This window comes from Acidobacteriota bacterium, from assembly GCA_016195325.1.
In the GTDB taxonomy this organism is placed as follows: Bacteria; Acidobacteriota; Polarisedimenticolia; order JACPZX01; family JACPZX01; genus JACPZX01.
Genome location: JACPZX010000054.1, coordinates 17896 through 31296, shown reverse-complemented (window position 1 = coordinate 31296; position 13401 = coordinate 17896). Strand labels below are relative to the sequence as shown.

Here is a 13401-nt window from a genome sequence, read left to right as displayed (position 1 = left end):
TCGCGCTCGCGCGCGTGCTCGCGGTCCACCTGGAGGCGACGCTGCTGCATGAGGCGCTCGATCCGAACCTATCGCGCACGCTGTTGCGAGAGCGCGTTGAGAATGGGGCGACGTGGTGATCGATGGAAACCCACGCCAGTCAGGCTATCCCGTTGATTCCAGATCACTTAACCGATCACGGATGCAGGTGGGTGATACCCACCCCGTTGACGAGCATGAGCTTCCCCTTGCCGGTCCCCGACGCGATCACGGTGGCCGTGTGGTCCCGACGAACCTCTCGCTGAGGGAAAAGGGTTTCGTAGTCCTTCGTCAAGCCGACGAGCAGGATCGACGCCACGGCCGCGGCCGGGAAGAGCCATGTGGCAGAGCGCGTCGGGCCGGGGCGCGTCGAGGCTCCGCCCGACGGAGCCCGTAGTATCGCCACGGCGGCGAACGCGAAGAACGGGACGGACAGGAGCGCGAGCGTCCACCGCTCTCCCATGAGGGGCATGAGCACGAACCCCGACACGAGCGGTCCCAGGATGCACCCGAGCGTGTTGACGGCGAAGGCCGTTCCCGCGCGCTCGGGATCCCCGCCGGACCATCGGTCCACCAGCATGGACGTGAGAAAACCCAGGGTGCCGCAGAAAGGAGCCAGGCCCATGGCGACACGAAGCGCACCGAAGAAAAGGCCTCGCTCCAGAGGAAGCCTGGGATCGGCGGCGAGCAGGGGAAGCAGCCCGAAGGCGCCCGCGAGGATCGCAGCGACGATCCATCCCGGCTCGCTCGACGCCGGCCTTCGTCGGGCCCACACCCTGTAGAGCTTCGAGCCCACGGTCGTCGCTGCGAGGTAGACGGCGAGGATGCACGCAAAGGCGTAGACGACGGTCCCCTGGAAGGGAACGAACTGCCGGGCCCACACGACCTCCATCGCAAGGCTGACAAATCCGGAAGTGAAGAGGAGGGGTAGGGCACTCGAGCCCGACACGACAGCCACCGGAAGTTCCGGCTGTGTTCCTTCGGTTCGAGCTCGCGGGATGCCGTTGAAACGGTCGGCCCGCAGGCTGACGATCCATGCCGCCGTAGCGACGAGACCGTTGATCCCGGCGGTCAAAAGCAGCGTCCGGTGAAATCCGAGCATCTCGATCAGGACGAAGGCCGAGGCGAGGGTGCCCGCAATCGCGCCCAGCAGGTTGGCGACGTAGAGGTAGCTGAATGATCGCGCGGATTCCTCTCGGAACTGGGATCGGATGCCCGCCATGGCGAGCGGGAACGTCGCGCCCATGCAGGTACAGAACGGCAGGAGCGTCAGGGCGACCCAGCCCCCGGACGCCAGGTAGTAGCTGCCGGATCCCCAGGCCGAGTCGCCGCCTGGCGATGCAAGGACGAGCCGGCCCAATCCCAGGACCGGAGCCACCACGAAGCCCGAGATCCCGATAACAAGTTCGGCGAGGCCGTACAGGCGGAGGAATGCGCGCGCGGGACGTCCCTGAAGCCGGCGCGCCAGGTGGCCGGCTCCCCAACTCCCGAGCGCCAGCCCCGCCATGAAAACTGAGAGAACGATCGATACCAGAGGCGTCGTCACACCGAACTGGGCCATGGCGATGCGAAGCCAGACGACCTGGTAGACGAGGCTACAGAAGCCGGATAACAGGAAGAAGACGAAGAACCGGCCCATTGGGCCGGGACGATACCATCCGCAGCGGCGACGTGATCGGAAGTTGCTTCGCGACGGGCTCCCGCCCGGGCCGGTTCGTGGCAAACTGGGCTCATCGCATCGAGATGGAGGGAGATCTCATGGGCCCAGCTTCTGCGGACCTGTCGGCCGTGGTGTCGCGTGTGGAGCGCCTGGAGAAGGAGAACCACAGGCTCAAGATCGCCGCCGTCGCGGGCCTCTTCCTGCTCTCGTGCGGGGCGATGAAGGGCCAGGCCGCGCCGGCAGGAAAGAAACTGGAGGCGGAGGAGATCCTGCTCCGCGACGCGGCGGGGATCGTGCGCGTGCGGATGGGAAACGAGCAGAGCGCCACGGGCGTCCCGATGCCGGGCCTCTTCCTGTACGACGCCAACGGGAAGCTTCGCGGACGGCTGGGGATGGGCAAGAACGACTCCTCGCACCTCGATCTCCTCGATGCGCGCGAGCGGGCGACGGCGACGCTCGCGGTCGACGGGGACGGGAGGTCGAGCCTATCGCTCTACGACGGGAAGAGCGGCTCGCCCCGCCTGTCGCTCGACGCGGATCCGGATGAGACGCGCTTCCGCCTCTTCGACGCCAACGGCAATATGCGGACCGCGCTCGACTCGAAGGGGGACGACACGGCGACGCTGACGTTTCTCGACAGGGGGGCGCGAGCCCGCGGGATGTTCACCGTCACGGCGGACGGCGTGCCGCAGCTCTCGCTGTGGGGGTCGGACTCGACGGAGGTCGCGCTGACGGTCCATGAAGGCGGCACGGGCGTCTTCCTCTACCGGGCGAAGCAGTCCCGACCCAGCGCCGCCCTCATGGTCGGCGCAGACGGCTCGCCGTCGCTGACGATCGCCGACGCGAGCGGAAAGATCCGCTGGCAGACGCCGTAGCGCGGATCAGGAACGAGCCTTCAGGCGGGCGGACACGGCAGGGTCACAGCACGGGGTGCGGGGCGGCTCCCCCATCCTGGGAACTCCAATCCTCCGGAAAGATCACCTCCAGCGGATCGCCCACTCCCTGCAGACGGAGGGCGCTCGATCGCAGATCCCCGCCAGGGATAACGGGAGGGCTCCCGGTCGGCGGAGTTTCTTCGTCCCCCCGTTGATCCCGCCTTCCCGGTAATCCACGACCTCGGTCTCGGATTCCAGTCCGCTCACGCTCTTGAAGAACCCTTCGGATGAGTCCGGGACGCCGACGTCGAAACGGTCCCGGGGGCGAATGCGATCGCCGGGGATCGAGCCATCGTCCCAGGACGAGCCGATGACATAGGGGTGATGGATGTCCCCGTGCTCGAAGCCGACGATTACCTCGTCGTCGACTTCGGGGAGGAAGTACCACCCACGAGAAGCTCCGGGGCCCGGCGAGGCGATGCGGCTCCAACCCCATCTCTCCTCCCCATCGCCAATCAGCTCGCCTCGGACCTTGCCGCGCGTCCTGCCGGAGATCCCGAGGGAGCCGAGGGCGCTCTCCGAGATGTCAGGAAGCCAACGGGATCGGCCGATGAAGACCTGAGAGTCTTCGGGGTACAGGCGGAGCGTCGGGAGTTCGAATTTGAGAATCCGCTGCTGGTATCCGACGATGTCGTTCTCACCACCGCCGTCGTCCGCGGAGCCGTCCCACGCGATCGCCGTGATCTTGTCGGGGAAGTTCAGATCGAGTGGTGTTGCACGGCCCGTGAGCCGCCCCGAGCGCGGATCGAAGATCTGCCTCCCGGAACCTTCGCTCCAGACATGGAAGTTCCAGATGGAATCCTCGCCCGTGACGTAGAACTGCGTCTCGGTATCGAACCGCGCACCTTCGAAGAGGTACGGATTGCCGATCTGGGATCCCGGCAGCGGCGATCCCGCGGCGCTGAAGAACTCCGGGACTCCGAAATCGCCGAATCGGTACTCCTCCATCACGTTTCCGGCGACGTTCGTCACCGCCATCTTGCTCCCGTCCGCACCTGAGTGGAAAAAGTACGTCTGGCCGCCGCGGTCCATCGCGACGACGGAAGGAAGCATGTCGATCCGGCTCGAGCCGGGGCCGAAATACGTCGCCGTCGTGGCTCCCGCCCCGTCCTGCTCCTCGATCACCTGCGACCCGGCGTAGTAGAAGCGGGTCACGGCGCCGCCGACGGCCGATTCGATCCTCCGATCGAAGCAGTCGTACCGGTACCGGGCCGCGGGCCCGCCCGAGGAAACGGCGTCGATCATCCTTCCCCTGTAGTCGTAGGTGAACTGCCGGGACTGGGCCGCCGAGCCCATCGCGGCGAGGGCGCCGGTCTTGTCGTAAATCCTGGAGTCGAAGGGCGTCTGCGTGTACTGGTTCACCTGCGCGTCGGCAGGCTCGGGCAGACCGGCGTCCATCGTGTAGAACCCGGGATCGACGGGTCCCGAAACCGAAACGCGGTTGCCGGCGGCGTCGAGCTGGTACTGCGCCGGCGGGCCGGGCTGGATCATCGACCGGACGAGGCGGTTTGCCGAGTCGAAGGCGTAGGTTCGGGAGCCGGCGGGGCCCGCGACCAGATCGTCCTCGGCGGTCCGGTTTCCTGACGGATCGTAGGAGTAGGCCCGGTCGGCGATGGCTGAGTCGTCGAAGGCGCGGACGTGCCGCCCGCGCATGAGGCGGCGGCCGGCGTCGTACGTGGCGTCGAGGCGCGTCCCGTTTCCGTAGTCGAGCCGTTCGAGCCGGCTGACGCCCCGGTAGAAAAGAGACGCGACCTGGGGCGGACCGGGGTTGACGGTCATCAGGGCCGGTCTATTCAAACCGTCGTACGTGTACTGAGCGACATGCCCGCCCGGAAAGGTCAGGCTCGTGAGGTTCCCCTCCCCGTCGTGTGCGCGCAGAATCGCCCGGATCGGTCCGCCGGGAAGGATCTGCTGCGTCTCGGTCGGAACGCCCCCGAGCGAGTCGTGGGTGAAGGTGACGACCGAGTCGTCGTCCTGCGCGCGGATGATCCGGGAGCGGCCGTCGTACTCGTACGTCTCGAAGGTCGTGTCGGGCGACACGCCGGGAGGGCCGGGGTCGACGGTCTTCGAGATCGCGCGGTTCACGAGATCGTAGCTTGAAGCCACCCGGCTGCCGTTGGCGTCCGTGGTCCTCACCAGGTTCCCATGCACGTCGTAGCCGTTGACGAACGACGACAGATCGGGCGCGGTGGCCACGAGCGGCCAGACCGCCCCTTCTCCGACCTGTTCGAGCGTCCCGTCGGCCGTTCGCGTCACGATGCGGCGATCGAGGGCGTCGTAGGCGTACCGTGTCGTGTTGCCGTTTCCGTCGGTCGTGGCAACGAGGCGGGAGGAAGCGTCCCAGGCCCGCGTCGTCTCGATCGTCCCGACGGGGATCCCGGTGCCGTCGCCCGTGTCGGTCAGCGTCGCGGTCGAACGGAGCAGGCGGCCGAGGCCGTCGTACTGCTCTCCCCCGCTGTTGTTGCGGGGATCGCTCCACGCGACGCGGATGCCTCGGGAGTCGTACCGGTTCTCTGTCGTGTGGCCCGCGCTGTCCGTGACTCTTGTCTTCCTGCCGAGGTTGTCGAGCCCGTAGAGCGTGCTGAACGTCTCGTCGGGAGAGCCGAGGTCGGACTTCTCCAGCTCGTCGATCCGGATGAGGCGCCCCAGGGCGTCATAGACGTAGGTCGTCCGGTTGCCGCGCGCGTCTGTCTCCGTCGAGAGGCGGTTCACGGTGTCGTACGCCAGGAGGCGCTGGTTTCCCTTGTCGTCGTCGAATCGAATCGTATGGCCGCTGCGACTCCGGAAGTACCTCGTGGTTCGCTGCCCGTCGCCGAGGGGCGCCTGCGTGGCCGGATCGAACCACGCGTCGTCGGTCTGGGTCAGGCCGTCCATCGCGTCGTAGGTATGGACCGTCTCGGCAAGACGGATGTTCCCGGCCGCGCCCGGCGCATCGGCCAGCTCGCCGTCGACGCGCTCCGAGACCCGGTTGCCGTTGGCGTCGTAGTGGTAGGTGACGACGTTCCCCATCGGATCCGTGACGCCCGTCCGGCGGTCGTACCCATCGTAGGCGTAGTTCGTAACGCGCGGGTTGCTCTCCAGCCCCTGCGACGTTTGGAGAAGATGTCCATTGCCGTCATAGTCGTACTGCGTCGTGGCCCTATCCGTCCCAGCCGAATCGAATGTTTCGCGGAAGATGAGAGCGCGCTCATCGTAGACGTAGGAGACCGTGTTCCCGGGCTGGTTTCCGTTCACGGCCTCGCCCTTCTTGAACAGCGAGAGGTTTCCATCGTCGTCGTACTCGTACTGCTTGATCGCGACGTCGTTGGGATCGACCTCATCGCTCTCGGAGATCACCCTGTTCAGCCGATCAACTTGATACAGGGTCGTCAGATGGTCATTCGGCCGGAAGGCGCCGGTCTCGTCCTTGTTCTCGATTTCCGTGCGAACGAGATTGCCGTTGGCGTCGTAGAAGAAATCGGTCGAGTAGCGGATGCCGCTGCCATCCGTGACCTCGGGTGAGGTCCGACGCAATACCTCGCCGAGGACGTTGCTGACGACGATACTGTCATGGCCTGTCTGATCGATCGTCCGTGTGAGGTGCCCGACGGAGTCGTACTCGTAGGTGCTGACGTAGAGGGCCCCGCCGGACAAGCTGATGGAGCTGTGGCGCTGAAGGTATCCGGCCTGCGGCCCGGTCGCGTAATACTCGAACATGTCCTTTCGACGATCACCGGACCCGTTGTCGGGAAGAATGTGGGCCGTCTGCCGTCCGAGCATGTCGTATTCGAAGTCCTCGACGATGTCCGGTATCCGGTGCTGTACCTGCGTGACGTTGCCGCGCGTGTCACGTGTGAAGAGTGTCTGATTGCCCCGTGCGTCGACATGCCGCGTGAGCAGATTCGTCCCCGAACGATATTCGAAACTCTCGTTGATCGAAGCCTGATCCCCGCCGAGAGGGCCGGGGAGGCGCGTGATCCCGATGACGTTCCCGCGGCCGAGGCGCGGCGCGACGGGGTTGTCCGGCTCGTAAGAGAAGGCGTTGGTGTCGCCGGAGGGGCCGAGGATCTGCGTGACCCTTGAATCGACGTTGTACTGCCAGTGCGTGTCGAAGGACGCCGGATCGCCCGCGCGGAGAGGTGAGGTGGGCCGGTTCGCGACATCGGTCGTCGGAAGATCGGGATCGGCGCGGCCGGTGAGCTGCCTTCTCGTGACGATGCGGTTCACGCCGTCGTAGAGCCGCTCTTCGACGTTTCCAACCCGGTCGTTGATGATCGTCTTCATCCGGGCGAATCCGTTGGCAGCGGACGGCGTCTGCGGGACGTAGACGAAATCGATGACGTCGCCGGGGTCCCCCCACTCCTGCCTCACCAGCCGGCCCGACTCCGGCGTCATCGTCGTCCCGAACGGCGCGTACGTGTTCGTTAGGAAGACCTGTCCCCTCGGGTCGGTGATCGTCAGGAGATTGTGGTTGTTTCTCTCGTCGGAGAATCCGGCCGTGTACGTGTACATCGTCGTCCGGCCGAGCGGGAAGTCGTTTCCGTTCGGCGTGCCGACGATGGGCGGAGTCGTCACCGACTTGAGATCGCCGGGAGAGCCGCCCGCCTCTCCGGAAGCGTAGTAGTCGTAATGCCACAGCCGCCCGGCCGTGTCGGTGAGAAAGAAGATCCTGTTGTCCGAGTTGTAGGAGATCGTGATGCCGCGCCCGAAACCGTCGGTGACGGCGCTGAGGCGCCCATCCGTGTCATAGGCGAAGTCCAGCGTGTTCCCGTTGCGATCGACGCTCGACCGGATCCTCGCGTTGCCCACGGTGAAGTCCACCGGATCGAGACGCCAGATCCCGCCGTCCGCGAACGTCATGGTGTAGGAGGAGTCGGCGTTCTGGCTCAGGACGCTGAAGAAGCCGTCGGCCGCCCATGTGCCGCCGGGTTGAAGCCTGTAGAGATCTTCACGGCCTCCGCCGTCGTGAACCGTGATGTCTCCCCCGAGCGGCTGGATCCGAATGTCCCACGAGAACGTCCAGCCGTTCCCGAGAGGGCCGGGCCTGTGATCGAGCGAGTCGTAGGTGCGCGCGACCGTGAGATCGCGGACGCCGCTCGGAAGGACGAGGTCGGTGACGTGAAGGCGCAACGCCCCGGTGGACGGCTCGACCCCGAGGGCGGGAGGGGGCGGCTCGACGGGGTCCTGGGAGCAGTCGTCGCACGCGGCGACCGGAGTGCCGCCCGGCGGGGTCTGGATGTTCGCGAAGGTTGCCGTGCAACTACGGTCCCCCGTCATCGTGACGACGCCGTCCGCGCAGTCGGGATCGCCCCCGAACCCTCGGAAGTCGAATCCGGGATCCGCGGTCGGCACGAGGATGACGGAAGACCCTTCGGCGAAAGGTCCGGCGCACGCGGCGCCGCAGACGATTCCGGACGGGTCGCTCGAGACGGTGCCGCCGGCGGCGTTCTGCACGGTCAGGAGATGCGTCGGGACGCAGGCTCCGGTGAAGCAGACGAGGCCGGGGGCGCATTCGGAGTCGGCGGCGCAGATCGTCCGGCATGAGCCGCCTCCGTCGCAGGTGAAGCTGCCGCAGCCCCCTTCCGGATCGGTGTTGGCTGGATGGTTCTGGCAGGTGCCGGCGCTCGCGGAGAGGTTGCACGCGACGCAGGTGCCGCCGCACGAAAGGTCGCAGCAGACGCCGTCGGCGCAGACCCCGCTGCCGCAGGCGGAACCTGCGCCGCACTGCGCGCCGCCTTCACCGGGGCAGGATCCGAGCTGTCTCGGGAAGCAGGCGGCGGAACTCTGCGGCCGCTCGGCGCCGGAGGGGTTCCTCCCGTTCGAGCCTTCGGTGACGAAATCGTGAGGCGCGACCTGGAAGAGAGAGGCCGTTCCCGGGGCCGGGTTCACCAGGATCGGATAGACCGTGGCCCCGCCCGTATCGCAGGTTTCGGGAAGTAGCGGCTGATTGAAACCGACGCCGCAGCCGCCGACCTGGGTGATTTCGCACCGGTAGACCGCGTAGCTGCGAGCGTCGGCGCTGCACGACGGGTGCCATGAGAGCCGGGTGAAGCCGGAGCCGTCGTCGATCATGATGGTCGTGCCGGAGACGGTCGTTGACTCGGGGATCCGGCCCGCCGAGGATCGGATGACGGCCGATCCCCCGGTCACGCAGGCGGGGACGGCGCCGCCGTTGATGACGCCCTCGAGATCGAGCGGCGAGCCCTGGCCCGCCGCGCCGACCACATCCATCAGGATGCGAACGAGCCGTTTCGGAGGCCCGATCGAAAGCCCATTGGGAACCGTCAGGATCAACCTGATCCTGTTCTCGCCGCCGAAGCTCCAGTTGAGGTTGTTGCCGGCGTCGACCGACTCGACGGCGCGAACGCGGACGACGCGGGAGTTGAACTCGAGAGTGAACGAAAAGGTCTGGCTGGCGTCGACGTCATCAGCCCTGATGTAGAAACTCTGGGCGATCGCGCCGGGGGCGAGAGCCCCGGGCGATTCGATGCTCAGATGTGCGGGAGGTGCGATCTCGATGACGGCCGTGTCGGTGAGTGGCTGGTCCGCCGCCCACCCGCGGCCGCCGACCACGAGAATCGATCCGCCGGCGGTAATCGTTGAGGGGAGCAGCGCGATGGAGGTGACGCTTCGTCGTGCGTAGGCGGGCGGCAGGGCGTACGAGAGGAATGCGGGCCCGCCCGCGGGCAAGACGTCGAGATCGAAATTCGCGGAGTCCAGGCGGAAATCGCCCACAACCGCCACGCTGCCGTCGGGAAGCGCCGCGACGGCCGGCCTCTCGATCGCGTGGATGCTCGGCGGCCCGGGAACGACGGTGCCGCTGACCACGTCGATCTCCTCGGTTGAGGAGAGGGCGGCGCCCGAGGCGTCCCTGCCGCCGATGACAAGTACGCGGCCGTTCGAGAGGAGGACGGCGGCGTGCCCCGATCTCGGCGCGAGGAGACGTCCGGAAGGATTGAGGAGTTCCAAGCCGGGGTCGAAGGTCTCGGTCGTAACGAGCGGCGCCCCGGAAGCATCTTCTCCGCCGACGACGAGGATGGTGCCGTCCGTCAGAAGCGTTGCAGTGTGGTTCCTTCGAGGCGTCGACATGACGGCGGCGACAGGCGTCCAGAGTGATGTATTGGGGTCGTAGATCTCGAGCGTATCCGAGGCCCCGGCGACCTCGGTCTGGCCGCCGATGATGACGACCTTTCCGGTGGGCAGTGCCACCGCCGCGTGACTCATCCGTCCGTTGTTGAGAGAGCCGGTCGAGGACCACAGGCCCGTCGGCGGATCGAAAATCACGGCGGAGGAGCGGACGGCGAAGCCGGCGCTACCCAGATCCTCGTAGCCTCCGGCGATCAGCACGCGGCCGTCGGAGAGCCGCACGGCCGTGGCCTCTTTGCGATCCGGCGCGTCGGGCATCGGATTCACGGGGATCCAGGCGTTCAGAGCGGGGTCGTAGATCTCGCAGCCATCATCGCTCGGGTCCGCGACGTCGGTGCCGCCGCAGACGAGGACGCGCCCGTCGAGAAGCGTCGTCGCCGTGTGTCCTGCGCGCGGAGAAACGAGATGACCGGCCGGCTTGAGCCTAGGCCCCAGCGCCTCGCAGACGAGGTTGTCGCAGGCGTCGCCGATGCCGTCCTGGTCCCGATCGGACTGGGACGGATTGTAGGCCGTGTCGCAGTTGTCGATCGCGGCGCAGACGCCGTCGCCTGCTAGATCGTCGGCGGTCCCGCACGTCCTGTCGGGGCCGAAGAGAACCAGGTTGTCGTCGGGGGTGTTGCAGATGCCGTTGGGGCCGCCCGCCACCTCCGAATCGGGCGAGAGCGCGCCCGGCACGCACGCGCCGGACGCGCACGAGTCGGCGATCGTGCACACGTTCCCGTCATCGCACGGCGCGCCGTTCGGAAGCGGTGTTCCGGGGGCGCACGCTCCGGCGAGACACGATTCGGCGCCGTTGCAGATGTTCGTATCGGCGCAGGAAGAACCGTCGGCGAGCGGCGATCCCGGGAAGCACTGGCCGGTGATGGGGTCGCATATCTCGGCGCCGTTGCAGACGTTTCCGTCGTCGCAATGGGAGTCGGCCGTGCAGAGGACCGTCAGCTCGAGCCTCCGCGTGATGTTTCCGGCGATATCCACGTAGGGATTCGGGACGAAAACGGGGTCCGCGCGATTCTCGGCCGTCACTTTGATCTCGTCGAGGAAGAACCCGGCCTTCGTGACCGACATGTCCGTGGCGAACTCGAATGGAGTGGTGAACTGCTGAACCGTCGGGCCTGAAACCTGGCGCCATTCGAACCGGACGATGCCGGACGGGCTCGCCGCAGTGAGCGGAAAGATCGAGGCGGACGCATCGAGGGTGTGGATTCCCGGCGTGACCGTCATCCGGAGGACGCCCCCCGGCACGGGAGTCGAGGAGGCTTCGACGAGGAGATCGGCGGCCTCGAAGAGTGGATTCACACCGACGTCGCTCGCCTCGAAGAGAGGATTGGCGCGGCTCGAGCCATCGGTCAGGAAGCCCTGGTCGCCGTCGTCGCGCCAGATGAACTTCGGCGTCGAGCCCGACGGCGCTTCCGTTCTCAGGTGGACGTCGACCGTGGTTCCATTGATGACGATATCCGAGGCCGTCGAGCCGGCCATGAGGTTCGTGTGGCCGTTCTGACTCAGGATGACGAAGTCGGTCAGACCGGCGAGGGCATCGCCGTACCCGGGCTGTTCGACGCCTCCGTTGCCGACTCCGAGCTTCAGAAGCGGCGCCGGGTCGTTCGGCGGGCCGGGATCGACGATCTCGACCGAAGAGCCGGGGCCGCGGGCGCCGCTCCTGATGACGTACCGCCTCGTGACGCTATCGAATATGACCGTCGCGTGCGCGTACGGGGCGGCGGAGACGCCGCCCGCCGAGTCCTGCGGCAGGCTGCGGATGGCTCGCTGGATCTCGACGGCGATCTCGTTCGTTCCGGTAAGCGGCTGGCCCGGGTTGTTCGGATTCGTCAGAGTGATATCGACGACAGGCGTCGGTTGCTGGGGCGTGCCGGATGTCATCCGCATCCGCATCGTGGAAGGGGTGGGGATCAGAATGGAATTCGGGTCGGTGTCGAAGACCTCCGATTCGCTCACGCCACTTCCGGCGCTCAACCGGATCGACTCGCTGAAGACGAAGTGCAGGACATCGAAGCTGCCGTCGCCGTCGGTGTCCTCGGGCGACGTCGAGACCAGCACGGGCGGCGCCTTGTCCACGAGGCGCGCCGAGTTTGAGGCGGCGACATCGAGCGGCTGGCCAGTCTCCGCGCTCAGGATCTGCGCGGCCGGGGGCAGGAGCCGAACCTCGACATCCGTTATGCCGGTCGTCGGTAACTCCGGGCTGAAGTCAACCTTCAGCTTCGAGGCCGGATAGCCGAGTTCGGTCCCCTGTGAAAGCAGGATCTGGGTGGCGGGAATGTCGATCGTCGGGCCGCCCGGTGGATCGAAATGAAGAACGAAGTTGCTCTCCATGCCGGCGAGCGTCGCGGGGTCGATGATCTGGTTGGCATAGAGCACCACGCTGTCGATTCCCGCGCCGGCGCCGGATGCCCGCTCCTCGACCTGAACCATCTTGAAGGGGACCGACTGGATCCCGTAGGGGGTCATCGTCACGGGAAGGGCCGGGCCGCCGCCCTGATCGACATCGAGCATGTGCCCCGGCCCCACGGACGAGAGGGACGTGTGGGCGATTTCGAAAATCGCGATGCCGCGCGAGAAGCGGGCGTCGCCCGGCAGCGGCGGGGTGACGTCGCGCGCCGTGAACTCGGCGGAGTCGAGGACAACTTGTGATGACCCCGACCGGCCGAGCTTGAGAGCGGGGGCTGAGCCGAACTTCGGATCGATGACGACGCTGTGGGAAGGGACCTCGACTTGCCCCGAGGAGCGAACGGGCGTGCCGTCCGTGATGAACATCGTGTAGCGGAGGCTGAACGACTCGAGCACGCACTTGAACTCGACCCCGGTCCCCCAGGTGAAGACCACGCTCGGGGGCCGCTTCACTTCGCTCTCGATGGCGGCGCAGATCTCGAGGCCGCTGCTGAAGGGGCCCGCCCGCTGGATTCGCTTGAAATCGCTGCCGTCGATCGACATGAGGAGATCGAGGGCGGGGAGCGCCGTCGCCGCGTTCGCTCCGGAGATGGTCGTCCCGAGACGTCTCCCCGACGTCGGCACCGTCTCGTCGGTGCGCAGCGCCACGATCGGTCCGCCGTACGACGGATCGATGTTGAAGGCGGAGTCGACGGCGTAGGCGCGGACGAAGAAGGAGTTTCGCAGCGTCTGCGGCTGGGGCACTCCAACGATTCCGGTTCCCGGTAAGAGACTCTGGCCGGGAAGGACGATCGCGATCCGCACGGCCGGACCCGACGCAGCCGGAGCGGCGATGCTGAACGCCATCACACCGACGATCGTGAGCAGACTGCGGACCAAGAATCCGGAACCTCGGATTCCAACTCTCATCGTTCGCCCCCCCTCCGCCGCGGATGCCCCCGCATCGCGCTGAAGCAGTCTCACAGAGATCCCCCGGCGCGGCTCTCTCCCCCATGAGAGCCGCGTTCCGCTTCGACGTCGCGGACTGGCGGGCGCCCGAACGCCCGCATCCGTTCTCCGCGATCATCTCATCCGTGGCGCACCGGAAGGTGGCGCACCCGAAGTCTTTTCTCTCCTGAAGAGGTTCGTCCGGGGGAATTCATTCTATCAGCGAAATCGCTTCGAATGGAACCCTCGCGCCCGCGTCACGAGCCGTTCATCGAGCATCACGAGCTGCCTTCGATTCCCACACGCTTCCGCCTCGCACACCGGTCACGCCCG

Annotated in this window: 3 protein-coding genes; 1 reads left to right on the top strand and 2 read right to left on the bottom strand. The window is 66.8% G+C overall.

Annotated features, from left to right (window positions below):
* Positions 1 to 175 precede the first annotated feature (175 nt).
* Positions 176 to 1657: a hypothetical protein gene (locus HY049_10575; protein MBI3449345.1), complete on the bottom strand. Its 1482-nt coding sequence runs from the start codon at positions 1655 to 1657 to the stop codon at positions 176 to 178.
* A 119-nt stretch (positions 1658 to 1776) separates the two neighbouring features.
* Here HY049_10575 and HY049_10570 point away from each other — a divergent pair, with 119 nt between their 5' ends.
* Positions 1777 to 2553, top strand: a complete 777-nt coding sequence (locus tag HY049_10570; GenBank protein ID MBI3449344.1) for a hypothetical protein — start codon at positions 1777 to 1779, stop codon at positions 2551 to 2553.
* Between the two features lie 102 nt (positions 2554 to 2655).
* Here the strand turns inward: HY049_10570 and HY049_10565 are convergent, their stop codons facing one another.
* Positions 2656 to 13020: a hypothetical protein gene (locus HY049_10565; protein MBI3449343.1), complete on the bottom strand. Its 10365-nt coding sequence runs from the start codon at positions 13018 to 13020 to the stop codon at positions 2656 to 2658.
* Positions 13021 to 13401: the final 381 nt, after the last annotated feature.

Excerpts from the sequence above, each read along its gene's own strand:
- HY049_10575 (MBI3449345.1), bottom strand. The coding sequence starts at position 1,657 with ATGGGCCGGTTCTTCGTCTTCTTCCTGTTATCCGGCTTCTGTAGCCTC.
- HY049_10570 (MBI3449344.1), top strand. The coding sequence starts at position 1,777 with ATGGGCCCAGCTTCTGCGGACCTGTCGGCCGTGGTGTCGCGTGTGGAG.